The sequence below is a fragment of the Roseobacter sp. N2S genome (assembly GCF_031454055.1).
In the GTDB taxonomy this organism is placed as follows: Bacteria; Pseudomonadota; Alphaproteobacteria; order Rhodobacterales; family Rhodobacteraceae; genus Amylibacter.
Genome location: NZ_JAVDQB010000006.1, coordinates 94,858 through 118,327 on the forward strand (window position 1 = coordinate 94,858; position 23,470 = coordinate 118,327).

Below are 23,470 nucleotides of genomic sequence, written 5' to 3' on the forward strand. Positions count from 1 at the left end.
GGACTATTTTGCAATGATCCAAAGAGTCGAAAAAACCATATCTATCGGGATGTTATCCGAACGAACAGGCGTCGCCGTGTCAGCCCTGCGCTACTATGAAACCCAAAACCTGCTGCACCCGGAACGCAATGCAGGCGGTCAACGCCGCTTTTTGCGTGCTGACATCCGCCGTGTTTCGTTTATTCTGATCGCCCAGCAATTCGGCTTCACCATTGAACAGATAAAAACCGAACTCGCCCGCCTGCCAGAACGGCGCACACCGACCAAACGGGATTGGAGCAAGATCGCAAACCACTTTGGCACAGTGCTGGATGCAAAAATCGAAACCCTACAAAATATGCGCGACAAACTGGACAGTTGCATCGGATGCGGCTGTCTCTCGCTTAAATCCTGCGCCCTGTACAATCCCGCAGACAAGGCCGCAAAACGCGGCACCGGCCCCCGCTACCTGATGGGGGACCGCTCAGGCGACGTCTGACGCCCCGTTTCAATGTTCACTAAATACTCAAATCCCTTAGGCGGGCTTGAGGTCATAGGATTTCTGCTTAAGGAATTTCATTAATCCTGGCCCGTCCTTTTCAAAGGACTTCAACACCTCGGGGGAAATCAGCTCCCCGACCACAACGCCCTGATCTTTGTGCATTGCGTGTTTGATTTCATGCAGCAACAGGGACTGGCGCAGCGTGACTGACAGTTTATTGGCAATCTGATAGGCCCGACTGTTGGAACCCGGGAAAAACACCGGCAACACCTGCGCCCCCGACTGACGGATCATTTTGGCGGTAAAGGGCATCCATTCGGGATCGACCACAGGGCCGAACCATGTGTCACTGGTCGCAACCGTGCCTGCCGGAAACAGCGCAATACAACCGCCTTCCTTCAGGTGGGAAATCGCCTCTTTGCGCATCCGAATGTTGGTCTGGATGGCATCGGGTTCATGAGGAAAAGCCACGGGCAAAAGGTATTTGTCGATGCGCGGCACATGACGCAGAAACGCACGGGCGAGGATTTTGTAATCATCCCGCGCATGGCTTAGCAGATGCGCCATTACAATCCCATCCACCAGCCCGTGGGGATGGTTCGACACCACCACCAAAGGCCCCTCTTTCGGGATCGCATCCAACTGGTCTTGCGGCGTGGTCAGTTTGATATCCAGACGATCCAAAACGGATTTCCAGAAATCAGGATCGCGATTTTCATCCCGCTCCCACTGGCGCACCAGCCACAACAGTTTCAACCGGCCTGTCAGGTTTTCAATAATCCGGATCAGACCCCGCTTTATCGCCGAGTCAAACGATCCAGCATAAGTCAGTTCAGAGGCTTTATACGGTTCGGTTCCGCCTGTGGCCTGCAGAATCACACTTTGCTGTTCTGTCATCACTTCCCTTCACCGAAAAAGTCACCCACCAGTGTGGTAAGCGCCTCTGCCAGCTCTTGTGATTGGTTTCCGCTGGTCTCTACACCAATTTGGCAGCCTTTGGAAGCCGCCAGCATCATCAGCCCCATAATGCTGTCGCCGCCCACTTCCATGCCGTCTTTGGAAACCAAAGCCTCGGCATCAAAAGACTCCACGGTCTCTACGAACTTGGCCGACGCGCGTGCATGCAGGCCCTTTTCGTTAATAATGTCTAAGTCAAACCGCACTGACGCACCTTTTCAGTCAAGGAATCTGTAACCCGTTGCTGGCATTGATATATTTTTTACCAGCTGTAATAGCCAATTCGACGGCTACGTCCAGCGGCAGGCTGCGGGATTTAGCCAGTTTTACCAGCATAGGTAGATTTGCGCCATACATGATCCGCCGTCCCGAACCGGAACAAGCCTTCATCGCCAGATTGCTCGGTGATGACCCGAACATATCCACCACAACAACAACCCCGTCGCCTTCGTCCACCCGGTCCGCCGCCACACAAATCTCGTTTTGTTTGGCGTCCCGATCAACCTCTGCGGCTGTGGGAATGGCTTCGATATTGTCCAGTTTACCCAGCACATGTTCTGCCGCGGCCAGATATTCTTTGGCCAACCCACCATGTGCGACTATTACGATCCCGATCAACCCGGATCACTCCTTCAAAAGCTCTCAGACGTCCCCACGTCGTTCCATTTCTCGGTGCCGCTTAGACACCTGCCAGCCATCCGCCGCAAGGGCGTTGGCCAATTCTTCCGCAACGGCAACAGACCTGTGCTGCCCTCCGGTACATCCCAAACCAATGCTGAAATGCGCTTTGCCTTCATCACGATAGGCAGGCAACAGCAAAGCGGTTAAATCTTTCAGCCGTGTAAAAAACTCGGCATAGCGCGGATCTTGTGAAATATAGGCGAGCACGTCTGCGTCTTGTCCGGTTTTCATGCGCAAATTCGCATCCCAATAAGGATTGTGCAGAAAACGACAGTCCATCACCATATCAATCCCACGGGGTACACCACGTTTGTAGGAAAAAGACTGGACCGAAACCGACAGTCCGGTAGACCCCTGCGACCCGAACAGCCCACCGATATCTGCCTTCAGATCATGGGGTGTCAATGTGGTGGTATCAATCAGGATATCCGCGCGATCCCGCAGGGGGGATAACAGTTCTGCCTCCAACTCGATCCCGCGCAGGGGCGTTTCGGCCAGCGCCATCGGGTGACGGCGACGGGTTTCGGAATAGCGGCGCAGCAATGTATCGGTCTGGCAATCCAAAAACAGCAAAGACGGCTCGTATTGATCGCTTTGCGCAAAGGCCTCTTGAATTTCAAACACACCACTGACCGAAAAATCCCGTGTGCGCACATCAATGCCCAGCGCCATCGGCCGCCCCACAGAAGGCCCCGAGATCAAACTGTGCAGCAGCGCCAGCGGAATATTGTGGATGGTTTCATAACCCAGATCTTCAAACGCATTGATCGCAGTTGTCCGCCCTGCCCCTGACGGGCCGGTGACCAGAACAACCGTTGTGTTCATATCTTTGATCGGTTTCTCAATCATAGCGATCCGGTGCGCGGTGAGTTCGGCTGTCCTAACCCGGGGACGGCTGTGCATTTTGTCCAAGGATCATCAGCACGAACGCCAAATTTGGGACATTCCGCCCGTTAATCAAGTCAATTCTGCACCCCTGCACGTGAACGTGTTGTGGGTGTGGCATTCGCGTTTCAGGATCGGTGGCCAGATCAACCACACATTGCAATTCGGCCTGTGGCAGGGTTGGAACCGTCAACAGACCAACGCTGCGCGCTTCAACCAAGCCGGATAAAGCAGGGGGAGAGGTCAGCAAAATGGCGGCGTCGCGGCGGGTCAGACAGACCTGATCATCCGCAACCAGCTTGGCGCCGAGTGCAATCATTTGCAGCGCCAGCCCTGATTTCCCCGCTCCTGATGGGCCCAAAAACAAAAAACCCCGCCCACCGACCGCAACTGCGGTGCCGTGGACGGGGCTTTGATTGATGTCGGCTGTCATATCCGCCGATCAGACGGGCAGACCAACCACGAAACGGGCACCCAAAGGCGCATCGCCTTCTTCGGCGTCTTGTGCGTGGATGTTTTCAGCCCAGATCACCCCTTTGTGGGCTTCGACGATCTGTTTGGAAATCGACAGACCCAGACCAGAGTTGTTGCCGTAGTCGCTTTCAGGACGCTCTGAATAGAACCGCGTGAACACTTTGGTCAGCGCTTCATCAGGGATGCCCGGGCCGGTGTCTTCAACAACCACCAACACGCGGTTGTCTTTTTCGCGGGCCCAAACCCGAACAGCATCGCCTTCGCCACAAAATGACACAGCGTTAGAGATCAGGTTCACAAACACCTGCGCAAGGCGGGCTTCCATCCCATCAAACACAATCGGTTTGATCGGCTCGTCCCAGATCAGTTCAACCCCTTTATCCATTGCTTCATGGCTGTGGAATTCGGTAATCCGGTTCAGCATCAAGGTCAGGTCGAAAGGTTCTTCTTCCTCTTTGACCAGTTCAGCATCTAGACGGGAAGCGTTGGAAATATCGCTGACCAGCCGATCCAGACGGCGCACGTCATGTTCAATCACGTCAAGCAAACGATTGCGGCCCTCGCCCTCGGGGGCGATGCGCAGGGTTTCCACCGCAGACCGTAATGAAGCCAGAGGATTCTTGATCTCATGGGCTACATCGGCGGCGAATTCTTCATTGGTGTCGATCCGGTCATAAAGCGCAGATGTCATGTCCCGCATAGCGCGGCTTAGACGGCCGATTTCATCAGGACGCCCTGACAGATCGGGAATCCGCACCCGTGTTGCATCCCCCTGCCGCCCTTCGCGGGTTGTACCCGCTTCGGCAGCGCGGGCCAGATCGTGGATCGGGTTCGCAATTGTATTGGCCAAAGCCACGGACAAAACCACAGAACAGACAACAGCCAACAAAAACAGCCGCAAAACCGCTTGCTGTTCGGCGTGGATCAATCCATCCAGATAACCGGGCTGCGAGGTCAGGACCATGGCCCCCATCACAACACCATCTACCAGAATCGGACGCCCAACACCCAAGACCGTTTCACGATCCTGTGTTGCAGCCCGTCGAATCAGCTCTTGGCCGGTCAGCGCGGCTTTTGACAGTTGATCTGCGAAATACTGTTCAGACATGCGGGTGTCGCCACCGCCGATATTACGCAGCCCCGGCAGAACATCCATGATCCGCCCTAGCCAGGCCAGAACACCGCTGCCTTTTTCGAACTGGCTGGGATTGCCTTCCAGCTGCGCAGCCAAAGCGTTATCGGCCAGATAAACCCGCGCGATCAGGCCTTCGGACACAGGCAAACCGCTGATCAACGCACTGTTTGGGGTGCGTTCATCCAGCAACCGCGCTTCGATCACGCTGGAATACAGATCCGATTCGATCAGCATGCTGGTTTGTTTTTCGACAACCGCGCCGCCTTTGAATTGGTTCAGGTACAACATACCAACCAGCAGAATGCACAAGGCAATCAGGTTAAAAGTGATAATCCGCCGTGCCAAAGCTGACGTGCGGATACGGGTCATTTGTTCCAACCCGAAAGACCGGAAGAAACCCGGCCCGCCCCGCAATCCGATAGCTTGTGCAATGCGTCCCAACGAAATTCCCCGGCCCCCGCGCGGTTTTTCCGTTATATGTTCATCTGCCAGCAATGCCATTACTCGGTGTAACGGTACCCAATACCGTATAGTGTTTCGATGGCCGAGAATTCATTGTCCACTGTGCGCATTTTTTTGCGCAAGCGTTTGATATGGCTATCGATTGTGCGGTCATCCACATAAACTTGATCGTCATAAGCTACATCCATCAACTGGTCCCGGCTTTTGACAAAACCCGGACGGGTGGCCAAGGCTTGCAGCAACAAGAACTCGGTCACGGTCAGACTGACGGATTTGCCTTTCCATGTCACAGCATGGCGCAGCGGGTCCATTGTCAGTTCGCCCCGTTCGATCAGATTCTCGTTCGGCGTATCATCCGGTTTTCCAGCATCCGAAAGCTTTGCTTCCTGACGCCGCAGAATCGCGCGAATCCGTTCTACCAGCAGACGTTGCGAGAAAGGTTTGCGTACATAATCGTCCGCCCCCATCCGCAAGCCCAGTACTTCGTCGATCTCATCGTCTTTGGACGTTAAGAAAATCACTGGCATATCCGTTCTTTGCCGCAAGCGGCTTAACAGATCCATACCGTCCATTCTGGGCATTTTTATGTCCAGCACTGCCATATCCGGCAGCTCTTCTGTAAACGCGTTCAGCGCTGCCAGTCCGTCATTATATGTAGAAACGTCATATCCTTCTGCTTCTAGTGTCATCGACACAGAAGTTAAGATATTCCGGTCGTCATCGACCAACGCAATTCGTGCCATTTTGCCCTCGAAACTTGCCTGTATTATTTTTATTATTACACTCATTTATGTTGTGCCCCGTTAACGACGCAAACGTTTTCTGGCCAAAGCGGTCTATTTTTCGCCACAATTTTTCCCAATTTTGTTCTTTGCGTCACACTCTCGACGCGCCCTAGCCGCGAAGTTTCTGAATATTTTTCACCGTGTTAACGCTAACTGTGCCATATTGCGCCTATCCCTAGTCTTCCATTCAAAGCCGATGGTGCTATAAAACCCGCGTTGCTGGAACAGCACAAAACCACGGGTCCCCAACGACCAGAAACGTTTATTTCAAGTGTCGGCCGCACAGCGCGCGCGCCACTTTGAGGAGCAATAATATGGAAGCAGGTCGCGTAAATCCGACCCAAACGCTGGACCAAACCGGTATCACTGGCGTTGCAACTGCACATTATAATCTGCGCGAATCGGCCCTGATCGAAGCTGCAATCAAAAACGGCGAAGGTGAATTGGGCCAAGGCGGTACGATCCTTGTCTCCACCGGCAAATACACAGGACGGTCCCCGCAAGATAAATTCGTCGTCGACGAGCCATCGGTCAAAGACACGATCTGGTGGGAAAACAACCCGCCCATGGCACAAGATGCCTTTGCCCAATTGCACGCCGATATGCTAGCCCATATGGGTGGCAAGGAATACTACGTTCAGGATTTGTTTGGCGGCGCCGACCCGGATTACCGCGTCAATGTGCGTCTGGTGACCGAACTGGCCTGGCACTCGCTGTTCATTCGCACCATGCTGCGCCGCCCCGAACCCGCAGAGCTGGACAGCTACATTCCAGAATACACCGTGATCAACTGCCCGACCTTTAAGGCAGATCCGGCAAAACACGGCTGCCGCACAGATACGGTCATTGCCATTTCCATCGAAAAGAAACTGATCCTGATCGGCGGCACGGAATATGCCGGCGAAAACAAGAAGTCGGTTTTCTCGCTGTTGAATTATCTGCTGCCAGACCAAGGCGTTATGCCGATGCACTGCTCTGCCAACCACGCCAAAGACGACACCGACGATGTGGCGGTCTTCTTCGGTCTGTCCGGCACTGGCAAAACAACGCTTTCCGCCGATCCGAACCGCATCCTGATCGGGGATGACGAACATGGCTGGTCCGACAACGGCACCTTCAACTTTGAAGGCGGTTGTTACGCGAAAACCATTAACCTGTCCGAAGAAGCAGAGCCCGAAATCTATGCCACCACGCAGAAATTCGGCACTGTGATCGAAAACATGGTCTATGATCCTTTCACCAAGGAACTGGATTTTGACGACGACAGCCTGACCGCCAACATGCGTTGCGCTTATCCGTTGCACTATATCTCCAACGCTTCGGACACGGGTCTTGGCGGCACGCCGCGCAATATCATCATGCTGACCTGTGATGCATTTGGTGTCCTGCCCCCGATCGCGCGCCTGACACCGGCCCAGGCCATGTACCACTTCCTGTCTGGCTTCACTTCAAAGGTTGCAGGCACGGAACGGGGCGTAACAGAGCCTCAGCCGACGTTTTCCACCTGCTTTGGTGCGCCCTTCATGCCACGCCGCCCGGAAGCCTACGGCGCGTTGCTGCGGGATCGTATCGCGGCGTCAGGTGCCACATGCTGGCTGGTTAACACAGGCTGGACCGGTGGTGCTTACGGCACAGGATCACGGATGCCGATCCACGCCACCCGCGCCTTGCTTACAGCCGCTCTTGACGGGTCGCTGAACAAAAGCGACTTCCGCAAAGACGGCAACTTCGGCTTTGACGTCCCAACTGCCTGTGACGGTGTGGCAGATGTCCTGCTGGACCCGCGCCGCACCTGGGATGACCCTGACAGCTATGACCGTAACGCGGCCAAACTGGTTGAAATGTTCTCTGACAATTTCGCCCAATACGAAGCCTATGTCAGCGATGACGTTCTGGCTGAAAAAGTCAAAGCGGGTTGAACCCCCACACAAATCACAATCATTATGGCCAGAGCATCCTCTCTGGCCATTTTTCGTTTCAGGACACCATGTTAGAATTCATCCTTGGCCTGTGCGCCTATCTGGTCCTCCTCACCCTGATCACGGCTGGCTTGTTCAAACTGGACAAGCGCAAATCCGAAACAGGCGCCTGGCGCATTCCCGAAAACACCCTGCTGGCCCTTGCTATTCTAGGCGGGTCCATCGGGGCCAAATGGGCGCAGCATCGCTATCGGCACAAAACCCGCAAACAACCCTTTGCGACCCTCTTGAACGGCATCTGCATACTGCAAGCCCTCCTCATCCTGTGCCTCTGCATTCCTGCCACCCGCGCTTTGCTACTGTCTTGACAGCGGTCCTTGGCGATGTTCCGCACATCGCCCCAAGCGCGGCAATCTCGACGCTTGTTTGCCACAGCAACTACGCCTAGATTTCCAGCCATGAAACCTGCTGCCCTCGCCTGTCTGATTGCCCTTGCGCCCCTGCCCGCCGCCGCGCACCCGCACATCTACATTGATGCGGGCCTCACGTTCATGATGGACGCACAAGGCAACCTCGCCGCGATCAAAGTCTCTTGGTCTTACGATGAATTCTACTCTTTGTTGCAGCTCGAAGAAATGGGGCTGGATCAAGACGGCGACGGCATTATCACCGTGGCAGAACAGGAAAAACTCAAAGGCTTCGACACCCAATGGGTCGCGGGCTATGAGGGCGATCTTTATGTGTCGCAAAGCGGAACCCCGGTAACTTTGGGCGGCCCGGTTGACGCAGGCGCCAGCCTTGAAGACGGGCGTCTGCTCACATGGCACACCCGCCCGATCCTAACCCCGCTAGACCCGACAGCGAATGAAATACAGACCAAAGCCTACGACCCCACCTTTTACACCGCCTATACCCTTGATCTCGGGGCCGAGGTCATGGGCAGCGACGCTTGCACGCTCACCCAAATCGCCGCCGACTTGCCCAAAGCCTATGACAAGCTGGAAAGCCTGCTTTACGGCGCGGATTCAGCCCAGTTCGATGAGGATGGCAACTTCCCCCAAGTCGGCGCCATGTTCGCCGACACAGTGACCCTGACCTGCGGACCTTAATATGCGCGCCCTGCTGATCCTTGCCATAATCCTCGCCCTTGCATTGCTGGCCCTGTGGATCGGCGGCGGCTTCGACCAGATCGCAAACTGGGCCGCCACCCTTCAAAGAGACTTCCAGAACGCCATGGCCGGTGCTCTTCGTGCGCTGCGCGCAGGCAACCCCGGCGCAACTCTCGGGTTGATGACCGTCTGCTTTGCCTATGGGTTCTTTCACGCCGTCGGCCCCGGCCACGGCAAAGTGCTGATCGGCGGCTATGGCCTTGGCGCACGGGTTCCAATGGTCCGACTGGCGGGAATCGCCCTGATCTCAAGCCTCGCCCAAGGGCTGACAGCAGTGGTTCTGGTTTATGCAGGCATCCTTGCCCTGGGCTGGGGCAGCAAACAACTGGTGGGGGCCGCCGAAGACATCTTCGCCCCCGCAAGCTACGCTGCAATCCTGCTGGTGGGCGCATGGCTGATCCTGCGCGGCGCGCGCAAACTCTGGCGTCAAAAACAGCCCTCACCCCCCCAACACTCCCATACCCATACCCACACCCATACTCATGACCACCAAGGCGCAGGGGATATCTGTTCCGATTGCGGCCACCGCCACGGCCCCACAGTGGACGAAGCCGCCCGCGTATCCTCGCTCCGCGACCTACTGATACTGGTCGGCGCCATCGCCATGCGTCCCTGCACAGGCGCTATATTTTTGCTGATCCTGACTTGGCGCATGGGAATTGTGGCCGCAGGCATCGCAGGCACTTTCGCAATGGCCCTCGGCACTGCCAGCGTCACCATCGTCGTCGCACTCGCTGCTGTTGGCTTGCGCGAAAGCACCCTACGTGGGCTAACAGATGCCCCGCTGCTGCGCTTTGCCGTACCGGTTCTGGAACTGTGCGCGGGGTCCATCGTTGTGATCGTCGCCAGCCAATTGTTGCGCGCTGCCCTGTCCTAACGCTGCAAATTCAGCACGGGCTGCCCGCCCTTCTTCTTTCTAAAAATATCCAAATCCAAACTGCCTATTCTTTCACTAGACGCTTAATTCTTGCGCAACAATCTTACACAAATTGCCGCAATCAAGTATTTTTATTGCGCCGCAGCATTGACCCCTTGCGCCTTCCCTCTTACTTCGAAAGGCTACGCTCAAAGCCTTAAAACAGGACGATTCTGACATGTTGCTGCCCAATCTTCTGAACACTTGCGCCGCCGCCATTCCCGCCGTTGAAAACGTAGTCGAACGCGCCCGCGTGAAGCTGGCTGACAAAGTCACCCAAGACGGCAGACTGAATGGCAAGGCACTGGAAGAACACCAGTTTGCCACCCACGGGCTGGCCTGGTTCGCAACCTACCTAGAGGCCCTGCGCCAGATGCATAAATGGGCGGTTCGCCTGAATGATGACGGTAAATTTGCCGAGCTGGAACAGCTTTTGCTGCAAATCGGCTTTGGCGAATATCTCTGGCAGATCTGGGGGGGTATCCCCATGTCCCAAGGCGAAGTGGTGCGCCTGCAAGATCTTGGCCTGTCCCAACAGGACCAAATGGCCCTTGCCGTAGAATCCGTGCAGAACCTGACGCTGAACGGCAACTCCCAAGCTGCCCGCTCTCGACTGGTCGACCTGATGCTGGAACGGGACGGGGCCGCCACGGTTGGGGCCACAGGTCTGGATGAAGAACTGGAAATGATCCGCGATCAATTCCGCCGCTTCGCCGATGACAAAGTCCTGCCCCACGCCCACGGCTGGCACCTGCGTGACGAATTGATCCCGATGGACATCATCAACGAACTGGCCGAAATGGGCGTGTTCGGCCTGACCATCCCCGAAGAGTACGGCGGCTTTGGCCTGTCCAAAGCCTCGATGGTTGTGGTGTCCGAGGAACTGTCTCGCGGCTATATCGGTGTTGGCTCTCTGGGGACGCGATCCGAAATTGCAGCGGAATTGATCATCTGTGGTGGCACCGAAGACCAAAAGCAAAAATGGCTGCCCCAACTGGCCTCGGGTGAAACCCTGCCCACGGCCGTGTTCACTGAACCCAACACCGGCTCCGACCTGGGTTCCTTGCGTACCCGCGCGGTGAAAGACGGCGACGACTGGTCTGTGACGGGCAATAAAACATGGATCACCCATGCCGCCCGCACCCATATGATGACCCTGCTGGCACGCACCGATCCGGACACCAGCAACTATTCCGGCCTGTCCATGTTCCTTGCGGAAAAGACCCCCGGCACGGATGAAGCCCCTTTCCCCACCGAAGGCATGACCGGCGGCGAGATCGAGGTTCTGGGCTATCGCGGCATGAAGGAATACGAACTGGCCTTTGATAATTTCCACGTCAAAGGGGAAAACCTGCTGGGCGGCGTCGAAGGCCAAGGTTTCAAGCAATTGATGCAGACATTCGAATCCGCCCGTATCCAGACCGCCGCGCGTGCCATCGGTGTGGCACAGAACGCGATGGAAATTGCCCTGCAATACGCACAAGAGCGCAAACAATTCGGCAAGCAACTGCTGGATTTCCCGCGCATCCGCTCCAAAATTGCCATGATGGCCGTGGAAATCATGATCGCGCGTCAGTTGACCTATCATTCCGCATGGGAAAAAGACCACGACCGCCGCTGCGACCTAGAGGCTGGCATGGCCAAACTGCTGGGCGCCCGCGTTGCTTGGGCGGCGGCGGATAACGGGTTGCAAATTCATGGCGGAAACGGCTTTGCACTGGAATACCCGATCAGCCGCGTGCTGTGTGATGCGCGGATTTTGAACATCTTTGAAGGTGCGGCTGAAATTCAGGCCACCGTCATTGCGCGGCGTTTGCTGGAAACGGGGCGGAACTAACCGCCCCCTGCGCAAAGGTATTTAGGCTCAAAAGAAACCAAGGCGCGGTTTGCTTTTAGACTGCGGGATTTATCCTAGCAGCCGAAATCGGGGTAATCGCCCTTGGCTTGCGTGGTATAGACCGCACTGGCCCGTGCCAGTTTGGCCGCGCCGCGCAGGCCTTCGGAGTGGGAAATTTTGAACCCCACGGATTTCCCAGCGCCAAGCTGGAAGGTTCTGGTTGATTTCCCGACCATCCGGCCAAAATAAGCCTTTGAGGAGCCGCAGGTGTTCAAGCGCAGATAAACTGTGATGGCTGACGGGCAGGCATTGCTGGCGGTCAAATTGCTGTGGGTCACCGCTGAAATCACATCGTAGCCGTAGGGCGTCCCGGCGGAGAGTTTAACACATTGACTGGCCGAAGATTTTGCAGCGGGCGCAGGGCTGACAGCTTTGGGCTTCACCGCTTTTTTCTGGATCACCCTTTTGGGTTTAACAGTCTGTGTCGGGGCTTTCTTAGCATCCAAGCACACACCGCCGACAAAATTATCGCAAGCCAGCACGGGGGGGCCGATCCCAGCCATTGCAAGCACAACCAGTGTTGAAAATATATTCGTTTTCATGGTCTTCCCCCTATAGTTTGTTCAGACTATCAAGCCATGCCTGCCCGTCTTTGAAGCCATCATTGATCGCCTGCTTCAGCAACGCACGCCCTTCTGCAAGGTTTTTATCAAAGCCTATCCCCTGTGCTTTGAACAACCCAAGCAACGCTCGGCTGGAGGGTGATTTTTCAGCGGCTTGCTGGATCAGCAACAGTTGTTCAACCGCCAGCAAATCCCGGTCAACCGCCTTGGACCCAACCGACCTGCGCCAATCCGCAATGCCCGCGCGGGTTTGCGGTCCGTTTTTTCCATCCGCACGCCCCTGATAAAAATCGAGCACAAAAAGCGCCTCTTGCAAACGTGCTAAAGGCAGGTTGAACCCTTCGAGACTGGCCAGATCAATCGCACTGGACAGGGTTTCAAACGGGGTCTTCTGGGGCGCGGTTGCTGTGGGCTCAGCTATCGGTTCATCCACATTGGCGACGGTCTCTGGCACCACATCCGCCACATCAGCAACAGGGCAGGTCCAGCCGTATCGTTGCAAATCCACACAGGTTTCCAAAAGAATGGCCCGCCGGATCAATTCACGGACTTCTTCGCGGCGGGGGTGGCGTACGAGTGTCGCAAACATCCGTTTCAGCGCCACCAGATCCAACTCCGTATGTTGCAAGTCGATTTTATGGTGGGTCTCAATGGCCGCAATGACCTCTGGCTGGCGGGGGTGGTTCGGGATTTTAGAGATCAGCGACACAAGGCCCTGATACTCTTGTGACACCAGCGCCGCATTCACCTGCCGGTTCACTTCAGCATCATCGCGATCCGGTGAGCAGGCCCCCACCCCTTCAAGGCAACCTTCGCCTTCGACGTTATCATCATAGCGTGGGCGTTGAGGGGGCAGGCCAGCGTTTCGGGTCAGACGCAGAACGGATTGTTCCACCCGATTTGCCACCGTGACCAGCGGCACATTTGGCAGAAATTCTTCAAGAAAAGCAGATGTGAAGGGCGAATTTTTATCCTTATCGGTGATCCGGTCCAATGCGGTTTCCCCTTCAGATGCCGAAAAAAAGATGAACTCACCCCGATCTGCGGGCAAGCGCCCCAAGCCCGACATCATCGCCAAACTACGAGAACTGCTGCCCGCAAGCGGGTTGTCCCGACAGTTATCAAGTACAAACACCGACAGGCGCACGCCCCGTTTGCGCACAGCGGCGCGAACCTCGTCGAATTGCACGGCAAACTGGCGCAAAGACCATTCCTCGGTTCCGGCCTCTATGCCGGTTTTTTGCAAATCTGTGGGGATCAGGAACATGGTTTCAGGCACATTCGGGTCCAACTGCACCCCGTGACCTGCGTAAACAAACATGGCCGTGTCGCCTTGGTCCAGATTTTGCAGAAACGTAATAATCCCCGCGTCGATCTGCCGTTTGGTGGCATTGTACAGACAATCCACATGTTCGAATTTGCGGATGTTTTTCAGATGGCTGCAATGGGATTGAGCATCGCTGACGGCTACGGTCAGCGGGGTCAGGTTTTCATAGTCATTGTTGCCGATCACCAAAGCCACCCGTTTCGCAGCCACTGGAGTCGCCGCAAGCAAGGCCGTCAGAACAAGGGTCCAAAGTCTAAGCACTAAATTTTCCACAAAAGGATAGACTATCAGAAATTCTAGTCACAAAAGTGCAAAATTGTACAGTTTTTATGCATTTACGCTGCCGTTGGGCCGTTTAGCGATCCTGCAAGCCATACCATTTGAACGCAGCAGGCAGGCCCAATCGGCGGAAACGGGAAAACGGATATCGTTCAAGGGGCGCGCGCATCCCCTTCGACAGCGGTTCGTCGTATGGTTTACCAGCGGCCATCCCCGCCAGAAGCCTGCCGCAATAACTGGCCATGGACACGCCGTTGCCGTGATAGGCAAGCGCCGTATAAGCCCCCTTCCAATCGTCAATCGCACCCACATAGGGCACCAGTTTGCGCGACACGCAGATCAGCCCTGACCAATGGTAGGCGGTTTTTACGTGTTGCCATGCGGGGAACATCTCGTCGAAATCAGCCCGCACTGCGGCGGGCATACGGGCACGGTTATCTGGCGCCAGATTGGGCGCGCCGCGCATACCAAACAGCATCCGCCCATCCGGCAGCAGGCGAAAATAGTGCAGCATTTTGCGGGTGTCACAGGCCATTTGATTGACCAGCCAGTCCTGATCCCCCAGCACATCTGCGCCCATAGGTTCGGTCACCATAATATGGCTGACCACGGGCATATAGCGGCCCCGCATCCACGGGGGCAGATTTTCCGAATTATAGCCGTTACCAGCCAGCACCAGACGATCCGCAACCACGCGGCCTTTGGCGGTTTGCAGGGCAAAGCGACCATCGGAAAGCCGGGTGATCTTCGTGACTGCGCTGTCCCCGAAAATGCGTCCGCCCGCGCGGCGCAGCGCATCCGCCAAGCCAAACACATAGCGGCGCGGGTTCAGGCAAAAACCGGATTGTGACAACATCCCGCCGTGAAAGCCCGCGCCGTTGACGCCCCGTTCGCGCAAAGCCTCGGGGGGGATGATTTCGCTTTGAACGCCAGTCATTCGCTGCAAATAGGCTGCATCCTCGGCGAAACCTTCGTAATCTTTGCGCCGGTGCGCCATCAGCCATTCCCCAGCGGGCTGGCGATCGGCGTCAATGGCGTGGGTATCTAACAATTCGCCAACAACCTCGGTCGCGCGGCGCTGGGTTGTGTAATACAGCCCCAAATCCGCAGCCCCCCAACGGGCGGTATAGGCGGCGTCTGAAATTTTGCCACCGCCCACACAGTTAAACCCTGCATTGCGCCCCGATGCCCCCCACCCCACTTGGGCTGCATCCAACACTATAGGTGCGCATCCAAAGTCCTGTGCCAGATGCAGTGCTGCGGATAATCCGGTAAATCCCGCGCCGATAATCGCCACATCCGTGGTCAGATCACCGTCCAATGCGGGGTCCGTCACGGGGTTGCGCACCACCGATTCCCAGTAACTTCCCACAGGCAACGCCGTGTCGTAACCGTCTGCATGATAGATCCGTTTTAGCGCTTGCGACATTTTGCTGCCTCCATGTTGCAACGGTTGCCACGACACGCGGCATTTGTCACCATAGAGGTTATGAAAATCACGTTTGTGTCCCTCATCCTCGCCTTTGCCCTGTCATTTTGTCATAAGGACGAAACCATTACGGGTCTGACCACAGATGCTGAAATCTGGCAGCTGACCCAGATGAATGGGGGCGAAATCACTGCCCCGATCACGTTGAATTTCCCCGAAAAGGGTAAGATTGCAGGCGCGGGTCCATGCAACCGCTATTTTGCCGACCAAACCGCCCCACTGCCGTGGTTTGAAGCCAAGACGATCGGCGCCACCCGCATGGCCTGCCCTGATCTAAAGCTGGAGGGCGACTATTTCAAAGCCCTCAGTTCCATGACCCTGATTGAACGCAAAGGCGACACTTTGCTTTTGAGCAATGAAGACGGTGGCGCGTTGGAATTTCACCTGAAATAGCGGCTAATCTGGTACGGACATGGCCAGAATACGGCTAAGTCGTGTATAACTTTCGCCACTTTCCCCGTGCCACTGGTTGAACGCATCCTGAACTTTGCGCTGCGCCCCCTTGCTGGTGGCCGCCCCGTCAATCACGCCTGCATGGTTCAACGCTGCCACAACCGAACGGCTAAGGATGAAGCAATCTTTCCCCAAAAACCGCAGCGCATATTGCCCTGTGACGCCGCCCAAACGACTGCCGCGCCTTTTCATCACGGCCCAAAGACCGATCAAATCGGACGCGGGCCAATCCCCGATACATTTCGCAGCAGAGCCGTATTCCTTGGCCAGATCACACAGGAAAATAGCGTTATCGCGCACCGACAGGATTTTCTTGCCGTGGCGCACAATGGCAGTGTTTCGAAGGTGCGCATCCAGATCTTCATCCGACATAAAAGCATTGCGGGCGGGATCAAAGCCATGAAAGGCCGCTTCAAACCCGTCCCATTTGTTTTCGATCACCGACCAGTTGAACCCCGCCTGAAACACCCGTTTGCAAAATTCTGACAGGATGCGATCATCGCCTAGGGTGGTGATATCGCGGGCAACAGGGCTATCGGCCAAAGCGGCCTGCAGGGCGTCTTCACCGCCCTTTCGGGCAATAGCTGCATCTTTGATTGCGTCAAAAGATTTCATGTTTCTTCCTCTCGTTCGGCCATGCGGGTCAGCACATGCACCAGCCGCGCGCGGGCTTCGGGCAAGGGGCGGTTGCCCAGTGCAGGGGCCAGCCAACGTTCCAGAAAATAGCCTGTGGTCTTTAGCGCATCAAGGATTTCGCGCAAGGGCGGGCGGCTGCCGTGCAGGTGCAAGAATACCGGCAATGGTAACATGCGATCCGCATAGGCCAGCCCCGCTTGGCGACTGACCGCACGCCCGCTTTTGGGCGAAACATAGATCAGTTCCTGCGTGGTGCCGGTAGCTGCACAGGACCGCAGGTCCAGCCCGTAGCCCAATTCCTCCAGCAGCATCAGTTCCCAAATGGCATAAGCCCCCTGCCAGTCGTCACTGCCATCCAGTTGGTCCACCAGATCAAGGGTGCTGGTGTAGACTTCGTCCAGTTCCATCCGCTCTGGCAGGGCAAAACCCGTCAGCGCACAGATTGACCCAAGCGCTGCCAGCGCCGCGCGATCCGCCATAATGCCACTGCGCGATTGCAGCAGTTCCACATGAAAACTGCCAAGATGGTCTTCCAATCGGGCGCGCCATTCCACCGAGACCTGATTGCCCGGCTGCAAAACAGGGGCTTGTTTGCGCGACGCACCCCCGCGCACCACGCCAGCGTGCCGCCCGTGGGTTTGGGTCAATACGTCAAGGATTACCGAGGTTTCCCCAAACCGCCGCGCGGCCAGAATTACCCCTTCGTCACGCCATTCCATCGGCGCAAGCTAGGGGTAAATCAAGCCAGCCTCAAGCGGTGGTATCAAGGGAATAGCCAAAGCCGCGCACAGTGCGCACAAAATCCAGATCACTGACCTTGCTTAATTGCTTGCGCAAGCGCCCGATGTGTACATCCACCGTGCGGGTGTCCACGTTCAGGTTGTCACCCCAAACACGGTCCAACAGTTGATCCCGCGACCAAACCCGACCGGGGGCTTCCATAAAGACCCGCAACAGCTTGAACTCCAGCGGCCCAAGCGGGATTACCGCTTCTGCCAAGGAAACCTTATGCTGCACCAGATCCATGCTTAGCCCCTGATAGACCAGCAAATCCGCACCCAACTGACCAGTGGCCTGACGTAGACCTGCGCGCACCCGCGCCATCAATTCACGCACCGAATAGGGTTTCACCACATAGTCATCGGCACCCGTATCCAGCCCGCGGATTTTGTCATCTTCTTCACCGCGCGCTGTCAGCATGATCACCGGAATATGTTTGGTGTCCTTGTTGCGCTTGACCTGCCGGCAGATTTCCAAGCCGGATGTCTGGGGCAGCATCCAATCCAGCACCAGCAGGTCAATTGCCTGCTCTTCAAGGATCAACAAACCCTCTTCCCCCGTCTCGGCCTGAAACACTTCATAGCCTTCGACGCTTAGGTTGTAGACCAGCATTTCCAACTGGGATGCTTCGTCTTCGACAACCAGAATTTTGGGTCCGCCGCTCATTGTTCCCAAAGGTCGCCCGTGACCAGATAATGCACCTGCTCGGCGATATTCTTCACTTGGTCCCCCGACCGCTCCATATTTTTGGAGATGAACAACAGATGAGTACATGGCTCGATATTCCTTGGGTTTTCCATCATATAAGTCAGCAATTCGCGAAACAGCGCGTCTGTGCGGTCGTTGATTTCATCGTCCAACGCGCTGGCTTCTTTGGCTTTTTCCAGATCGCGTGTCACATAGGCTTCCATCACCAAAGCCAGCATCGCCGCCACTTTTTGTGAGGTTTCTGCAAGGTTGCGCAGCACTGATCCCATGGCTGAAAAGTCATCAACCGCCCGCACCCGGTAAGACAGGGTTTTTGCGTAATCGCCCATCCGTTCCAGAGAAGAGGATATTTTCAGCGTGCTGATCGCACTGCGCAGGTCTTCGGCCATGGGTTGACGCAGGGCAATCAAACGGATCGCTTTTTCGTCGATCTTGTTTTCCAGCGCGTCGATTTCAAGGTCTGCTTTGGTGACTTTCTTGGCCAGCGATTCATCTTCTGCGGCCAGCGCGCGGCCTGCATCGACGACCTGATTGCCCACTTTTTGCGCCATTTCAACCAGCATAGATTCGATCTTTTTCAGGTCAGTATCGAACCGTGTAACAATATGTGTATGTTCCATGTGTCTGCTCCTAGCCGATCCGGCCCATGATATAATTTTGAGTACGCTCATCTTCGGGCGATGTGAAAATAGACTTTGTCGCGCCGCTTTCGACCAATTCGCCCAAGTGGAAAAACGCCGTGCGCTGTGAAACCCGCGCGGCCTGTTGCATCGAATGGGTCACAATGACGATGGTGAAATTGCTGCGCAATTCGTCGATCAATTCTTCGATGATCGCGGTGGCGATCGGGTCTAATGCAGAACAGGGTTCATCCATCAAAACCACTTGGGGCTTTACCGCGATGGTGCGTGCAATACACAAACGCTGCTGCTGCCCGCCTGACAGACCGGTGCCGGGTTGATCCAGACGGTCCTTGACTTCTTTCCACAGACCCGCCTTTTGCAGCGACCATTCCACCAGTTCATCCATATCGGTTTTGGATTTCGCCAGACCGTGGATTTTCGGGCCATAGGCCACGTTTTCATAGATGGATTTCGGAAACGGGTTCGGTTTCTGAAACACCATGCCGACCTTGGCGCGCAGGGCAACCACGTCCACTTCGGGGGCGTAAATATCCTGATCCTTGATCTGGATGCTGCCCTCAACGCGGCAAATATCCACCAGATCGTTCATCCGGTTGATGCAGCGCAAAAAGGTGGACTTGCCGCAGCCTGACGGCCCGATCAACGAGGTGACCTTATTTTCAGGAATATCCAGCGCGATTTTATTCAGCGCCTGTTTTTCCCCGTAAAAGACATCGACGTCTTTGGCAGTGATGATGGCAGTCTTGGACATACTCTAGAACCTTTTCTCGAACCGGCGCCGCAACACAATCGCAAGCAGGTTCATCGTTATCAGGAACAGCAACAACACAATGATCGCCGCTGATGTTTTTTCAAGGAAGGCCCGCTCGGGTGCATCGGCCCACAAAAAGATCTGTACTGGCAGGGCTGTGGCCGGTTCCAGAATGGAATGGGGCACATCAACGATAAAGGCCACCATACCAATCATCAACAGCGGCGCGGTTTCGCCCAGCGCCTGTGCCATACCCACAATCGTCCCTGTCAGGATACCGGGCAAAGCCAGCGGTGCGACATGGTGAAAGGTCGCCTGCACGGGGCTTGCCCCCATACCAAGGGCAGCTTCACGGATCGACGGGGGCACCGCCCGCAGGCTGGCCCGCGCAGCAATAATGATCGTCGGCAGGGTCATCAGTGACAACACCAACCCGCCCACCAAAGGCGAGGATCGCGGCATCCCAAACGTGTTCAGCAACACCGAAAGCCCCAACAGACCGAATACAATCGAGGGCACAGCCGCAAGGTTGTTGATGTTCACCTCGATAATATCGGACAGGCGGTTTTTCGGCGCGAATTCCTCAAGGTAGATCGCCGCCATAATCGCCACCGGGAAAGAGAAACAGAAACACACCAGCAACGTCAGGGCAGAGCCCGTCAGCGCGCTGAGAATGCCCGCCAGTTCCGGTTCACGGCTGTCCCCGTTGGTAAAGAACGACCAGTTAAAGCCGCGTTTTACATCATTGTCCGCAACCAGACTATCAATCCAGCTGATTTCCAAATCACTCAGTCGCCGCTCGGATTCTGGGGCCTCGCGATCCATTGATCCCTTCATCAGGATGTCAAAATCATCAGAAGCACGGAACCAGACTTTGGCCTTCGTTCCGATGGCATCGGGGTTGGCGGCGATGAAACGTTCCAGTTCGAAACCGGCATCATTGGAAATAAGACCGTAAAGCATCCGCCGTTCGGCCCGTTTCGTGGCCTCGGGAAAGCGGGCTTTCAGTGCGTCTTTAACGATTTTTTCCACACGGGCATCCGTGGGTGCCGCGGGATCAACCGCTTCTGGCCCAAGGTCAATAACCAGCGCCACATCGGTGGTGGTGAACGCGCCAGAGCCTTTGTAGATGATCGACCCGACCATCACCACAAGAAAAGCTAGGGACACAAAGATAGCGCCGCGCCCGTACCACTGAAACCGCGATTCCGACGCGTTACGACGTTTCAGCTGGGCCGAAGGAGTGATGAGATCAGTCATATTGTTCCTGATATTTTCTTACGATACGCAGTGCGACGATATTCAAAACCAAAGTGGTAAAGAACAACACCAGTCCCAAGGCAAAGGCCGAAAGGGTTTTTGCACTGTCAAATTCTTGGTCGCCAGTCAGCAGCGCCACGATTTGCGCAGTAATGGTTGTCACGGCTTCAAGCGGATTGGCTGTTAGATTTGCCGCCAGACCCGCTGCCATCACAACAATCATGGTTTCGCCAATCGCCCGGCTTGCGGCCAGCAACAACGAACCCGCAATGCCCGGAATAGCCGAGGGCAGCACAACCTTGCGGATGGTTTCCGAATGGGTGGCCCCCATGCCCAAAGACGCATCCCGCATGGCCTGTGGCACCGCGTTAATCACATCATCAGACAGGGACGAAATCAGCGGGATGATCATCATCCCCATCACCAACCCCGCCGCCAGCGCGCTTTCGGATGACACAGACAAACCAACGCTTTCTCCGCCAGCCCGCAACATCGGTGCAACGGTCAGCGCGGCGAAAAAACCGTAAACAACTGTGGGGATACCCGCCAGAATTTCCAAAGCAGGCTTCACCAGATCACGGGTGCGCTTGCTGGCATATTCAGACAGGTAAACCGCGGATAACAACCCAAGCGGCGTGGCCACACACATGGCAATAAACGAAATCAGCAAAGTGCCGGTGATCAGCGGGATGGCGCCAAAGGCCCCTTCTGCCGCAACCTGATCCGCCCGCATGGCGGTTTGCGGACTCCACTTTGTACCAAACAAAAACTCGGTTAGCGGGATACGTTCAAAAAACTGATAGGCTTCGAACAGCAGGGACAGAACAATGCCCACCGTGACGGCAACCGCCACAAGCGAGCACATAATCAGCAGCCCCATTACAAACAGCTCAAGCCCTTTTTTGCGTTGGGAATGAACCAGATCAATCGTCGTGGTGTCGGTATTGGTCATCTGCCGGTACTTTCGGTCTTGGTGGTGGGACGCCCGATTGCGGGCATCCCGATCTTATAGTTTCGTCGATTACATCGACAGGTTCATCAAACCGGTGATGGCTTTTGCACCTTCGGCACGTTCGTCATCAGTCATTGGGATCAGACCTTTGTCTGCCAGATACCCCTCGGAACCCCAAGCGTCTTCGGATGTGAATTCAGCCAGATATTCTTCGATACCTGGAACCATGCCAACGTGGGCTTTTTTCACATAGAAGTACAAAGAGCGAGACACAGGATATTCGCCTTCAGCGATCAATTCGAATTCTGGCGCAACGCCGTCGATCAAAGACCCTTGAACCGTGTCAGAGTTTTGCTCAAGGAAGGAAAAGCCAAAGATGCCGAAAGCAGCCGGGTTGGCTTGCAGTTTTTGCACGATCAGGTTGTCGTTTTCACCCGCTTCGATGAAGGCACCGTCTTCACGAATTGTGTGGCACAGCGCCTTATAGGCAGACCCGTCTGATTTCTTCAGCTCTTTAACCCAATCGACAGCCTTACAACCGCCTTCCATGGCCAGCTCTACGAATGCGTCCCGTGTACCGGATGTCGGTGGGGGGCCAAGAACCTCGATCTTAACCGCAGGCAGCTCTGGGTTGATCTCGTTCCACATTGTGTATGGGTTGGCTTTGGTTGTGCCGTCTTCCATTGGAACGTCTTTGGCCAGCGCCATGTACAGATCGCCCAAAGTGATCGACATTTGGCCGGATTCTTTAGAGTTGGCCAGAACAATGCCGTCAAAACCGATTTTGGCTTCGACGATTTCAGTCACGCCATTTTCAGCACAGGTCTTAACTTCGGATTCTTTGATCCGACGGGATGCGTTTGTGATGTCTGGTGTATCTTCACCAACACCGGAACAGAACAGTTTCAAACCGCCGCCGGAGCCTGTGGACTCTACAACGGGAGTTTTGAACTCGGTGGATTTCCCAAAACGTTCAGCAACAGTTGTTGAAAACGGAAATACTGTGGAAGATCCAACAATATTGATTTGGTCGCGGGCGAATGCTGGAGCAGCAGCAGCGGTTGCCAGTGCAATCGCGGATACGCAAAGCGTTTTTGTAAACATGAGGTCCATTCCCATTTTTTTCATACGGTCCGATTCGTCTCGGATAAGGCGGTGATAGGCGCCTGGTGTGACGGTCATATTTCAGTTTTGTGACACTTGTTGCGCAGTTATGTAACAGCACTGTGACACAGCCTGCGGGAATGATTTTGGCCAAACGGGGCTAGATCGCGGGGTTTTGGCCTGCATCCTTTACGGATTCCATAGAAACATGGGTTGAACTGTTGGCCACATGGGGCAAATTGGAAATCACTTCCCCCAAAACCGCGCGGTAAGATTTAATATCCACCGTGCGCACTTTCAGTAAATAATCAAATGCCCCCGCAATCATGTGACATTCTTCAATCTCGGTCACACTGGACACTGCCCTATTGAACGCCTGCAACGCGGCCTCTCGGGTGTCGGACAGGGTGACTTCGACAAAGGCAATATGATCCAGCCCCAGCTTGTCCAGATCCAGAACTGCACGAAAGCCGCGAATATACCCCGTGTCGCGCAGCCGCTTCACTCGCAACTGACAGGGCGTCTTGGACAAGCCCACCAAAGCCGCCAGTTCCGTGATCGCCATCCGCCCGTCGCGGTGCAACGCCGACAGAATCTTGCGGTCAAAATCGTCGAGTTGCCCATCTGCCATAGCACTTTTTACCCATTAGCCTAAATTCACCCACAAAATTGATCCAAAACCAATCCGAACACAACAACAATAGGCAATTTGCCTTTTCCAGATGTGATATTCAATTCACATGCCCCTTTAAAACTGCGAGTT

The 23,470-nt window shown here is 55.4% G+C and carries 25 protein-coding genes and 1 pseudogene; 7 read left to right on the top strand and 19 right to left on the bottom strand.

The annotated features are described in order from the left end of the window. Positions 1-13: 13 nt before the first annotated feature. Positions 14-478 (top strand): redox-sensitive transcriptional activator SoxR, encoded by a 465-nt coding sequence (gene soxR / locus GGE09_RS14765; RefSeq protein ID WP_309746922.1) that lies wholly within the window; start codon positions 14-16, stop codon positions 476-478. 36 nt (positions 479-514) lie between these two features. Here soxR and GGE09_RS14770 read toward each other — a convergent pair whose 3' ends face one another. The 7 genes from GGE09_RS14770 to GGE09_RS14800 are packed head-to-tail and all read right to left on the bottom strand — an operon-like array spanning position 515 to position 5,818. Beyond that, a complete protein-coding gene (locus GGE09_RS14770; RefSeq protein WP_309746923.1) occupies positions 515-1,378 on the bottom strand; it encodes a lysophospholipid acyltransferase family protein in 864 nt (287 codons plus the stop codon). Further along, positions 1,378-1,644, bottom strand: a complete 267-nt coding sequence (locus GGE09_RS14775) for an HPr family phosphocarrier protein (protein WP_309746924.1) — start codon at positions 1,642-1,644, stop codon at positions 1,378-1,380. Before GGE09_RS14775 ends, GGE09_RS14770 begins: the two co-directional genes overlap by 1 nt. Before the next feature lie 16 nt (positions 1,645-1,660). Beyond that, entirely contained in the window at positions 1,661-2,056 is a 396-nt protein-coding gene (locus tag GGE09_RS14780; RefSeq protein WP_309746925.1) for a PTS fructose transporter subunit IIA, read from the bottom strand. A gap of 24 nt (positions 2,057-2,080) precedes the next feature. Continuing rightward, positions 2,081-2,965 (bottom strand): RNase adapter RapZ, encoded by an 885-nt coding sequence (gene rapZ, locus GGE09_RS14785; RefSeq protein ID WP_405048561.1) that lies wholly within the window; start codon positions 2,963-2,965, stop codon positions 2,081-2,083. A 34-nt stretch (positions 2,966-2,999) separates the two neighbouring features. After that, positions 3,000-3,437, bottom strand: coding sequence for an HPr kinase/phosphatase C-terminal domain-containing protein (locus tag GGE09_RS14790; RefSeq protein WP_309746927.1), 438 nt, complete (start codon positions 3,435-3,437; stop codon positions 3,000-3,002). Positions 3,438-3,446: 9 nt separating this feature from the next. Next, complete coding sequence (locus tag GGE09_RS14795; protein ID WP_309746928.1) at positions 3,447-5,054, bottom strand: ATP-binding protein; 1,608 nt, start codon at positions 5,052-5,054, stop codon at positions 3,447-3,449. 59 nt (positions 5,055-5,113) lie between these two features. Next, a complete protein-coding gene (locus tag GGE09_RS14800) occupies positions 5,114-5,818 on the bottom strand; it encodes a response regulator transcription factor (RefSeq protein ID WP_309746929.1) in 705 nt (234 codons plus the stop codon). A 356-nt stretch (positions 5,819-6,174) separates the two neighbouring features. On the opposite strand from GGE09_RS14800, the gene GGE09_RS14805 reads away from it, so the two are divergent. The 5 genes from GGE09_RS14805 (at position 6,175) to GGE09_RS14825 (ending at position 11,701) form a co-directional block, all read left to right on the top strand. Continuing rightward, a complete protein-coding gene (locus tag GGE09_RS14805; RefSeq protein ID WP_309746930.1) occupies positions 6,175-7,779 on the top strand; it encodes a phosphoenolpyruvate carboxykinase in 1,605 nt (534 codons plus the stop codon). A 68-nt stretch (positions 7,780-7,847) separates the two neighbouring features. Continuing rightward, entirely contained in the window at positions 7,848-8,147 is a 300-nt protein-coding gene (locus GGE09_RS14810; RefSeq protein WP_309746931.1) for a DUF1294 domain-containing protein, read from the top strand. 90 nt (positions 8,148-8,237) lie between these two features. Further along, positions 8,238-8,888 carry a DUF1007 family protein gene (locus tag GGE09_RS14815; protein ID WP_309746932.1) on the top strand — a complete coding sequence of 217 codons (651 nt, stop codon included), beginning with the start codon at positions 8,238-8,240 and terminating at the stop codon, positions 8,886-8,888. 1 nt (position 8,889) lies between these two features. Beyond that, positions 8,890-9,825, top strand: coding sequence for a hypothetical protein (locus GGE09_RS14820; protein WP_309746933.1), 936 nt, complete (start codon positions 8,890-8,892; stop codon positions 9,823-9,825). 217 nt (positions 9,826-10,042) lie between these two features. After that, positions 10,043-11,701 carry an acyl-CoA dehydrogenase family protein gene (locus GGE09_RS14825; protein ID WP_309746934.1) on the top strand — a complete coding sequence of 553 codons (1,659 nt, stop codon included), beginning with the start codon at positions 10,043-10,045 and terminating at the stop codon, positions 11,699-11,701. Between the two features lie 74 nt (positions 11,702-11,775). Here GGE09_RS14825 and GGE09_RS14830 read toward each other — a convergent pair whose 3' ends face one another. From GGE09_RS14830 to GGE09_RS14840, 3 genes are all read right to left on the bottom strand, one after another. After that, positions 11,776-12,303 carry a hypothetical protein gene (locus GGE09_RS14830; protein ID WP_309746935.1) on the bottom strand — a complete coding sequence of 176 codons (528 nt, stop codon included), beginning with the start codon at positions 12,301-12,303 and terminating at the stop codon, positions 11,776-11,778. Between the two features lie 10 nt (positions 12,304-12,313). Next, on the bottom strand, positions 12,314-13,912 hold the full coding sequence (locus GGE09_RS14835; RefSeq protein WP_309746936.1) for a caspase family protein: 1,599 nt from the start codon (positions 13,910-13,912) through the stop codon (positions 12,314-12,316). Between the two features lie 94 nt (positions 13,913-14,006). Next, positions 14,007-15,359, bottom strand: coding sequence for an FAD-dependent oxidoreductase (locus GGE09_RS14840; protein WP_309746937.1), 1,353 nt, complete (start codon positions 15,357-15,359; stop codon positions 14,007-14,009). A 60-nt stretch (positions 15,360-15,419) separates the two neighbouring features. On the opposite strand from GGE09_RS14840, the gene GGE09_RS14845 reads away from it, so the two are divergent. Further along, a complete protein-coding gene (locus GGE09_RS14845) occupies positions 15,420-15,812 on the top strand; it encodes an META domain-containing protein (RefSeq protein ID WP_309746938.1) in 393 nt (130 codons plus the stop codon). Positions 15,813-15,815: 3 nt separating this feature from the next. Here the strand turns inward: GGE09_RS14845 and GGE09_RS14850 are convergent, their stop codons facing one another. The 9 genes and pseudogenes from GGE09_RS14850 to GGE09_RS14890 form a co-directional block, all read right to left on the bottom strand. Then, the gene (locus GGE09_RS14850; RefSeq protein ID WP_309746939.1) at positions 15,816-16,487 is read right to left on the bottom strand and encodes a DNA-3-methyladenine glycosylase I; all 672 of its coding nucleotides are present in this window, start codon (positions 16,485-16,487) and stop codon (positions 15,816-15,818) included. Next, positions 16,484-17,227 carry a DNA repair protein RecO gene (gene recO / locus GGE09_RS14855; protein ID WP_309746940.1) on the bottom strand — a complete coding sequence of 248 codons (744 nt, stop codon included), beginning with the start codon at positions 17,225-17,227 and terminating at the stop codon, positions 16,484-16,486. The genes GGE09_RS14850 and recO overlap by 4 nt, the downstream gene beginning before the upstream one ends. Before the next feature lie 31 nt (positions 17,228-17,258). Continuing rightward, positions 17,259-17,954, bottom strand: coding sequence for a phosphate regulon transcriptional regulator PhoB (gene phoB, locus GGE09_RS14860; protein ID WP_309746941.1), 696 nt, complete (start codon positions 17,952-17,954; stop codon positions 17,259-17,261). Continuing rightward, a complete protein-coding gene (gene phoU / locus GGE09_RS14865) occupies positions 17,951-18,616 on the bottom strand; it encodes a phosphate signaling complex protein PhoU (RefSeq protein WP_309746942.1) in 666 nt (221 codons plus the stop codon). Before phoU ends, phoB begins: the two co-directional genes overlap by 4 nt. A 10-nt stretch (positions 18,617-18,626) precedes the next feature. Next, a complete protein-coding gene (pstB, locus tag GGE09_RS14870; RefSeq protein ID WP_309746943.1) occupies positions 18,627-19,391 on the bottom strand; it encodes a phosphate ABC transporter ATP-binding protein PstB in 765 nt (254 codons plus the stop codon). Positions 19,392-19,394: 3 nt separating this feature from the next. Then, positions 19,395-20,651, bottom strand: a complete 1,257-nt coding sequence (pstA, locus tag GGE09_RS14875; protein WP_309746944.1) for a phosphate ABC transporter permease PstA — start codon at positions 20,649-20,651, stop codon at positions 19,395-19,397. After that, a pseudogene (pstC, locus tag GGE09_RS14880) lies at positions 20,644-21,543 on the bottom strand (phosphate ABC transporter permease subunit PstC); the annotation flags it as partial. The gene pstA and the pseudogene pstC, both read right to left, overlap by 8 nt. Positions 21,544-21,672: 129 nt before the next feature. Further along, the gene (locus GGE09_RS14885; RefSeq protein ID WP_309746945.1) at positions 21,673-22,707 is read right to left on the bottom strand and encodes a substrate-binding domain-containing protein; all 1,035 of its coding nucleotides are present in this window, start codon (positions 22,705-22,707) and stop codon (positions 21,673-21,675) included. A gap of 160 nt (positions 22,708-22,867) precedes the next feature. After that, positions 22,868-23,338, bottom strand: a complete 471-nt coding sequence (locus GGE09_RS14890; RefSeq protein WP_309746946.1) for an Lrp/AsnC ligand binding domain-containing protein — start codon at positions 23,336-23,338, stop codon at positions 22,868-22,870. Positions 23,339-23,470: the final 132 nt, after the last annotated feature.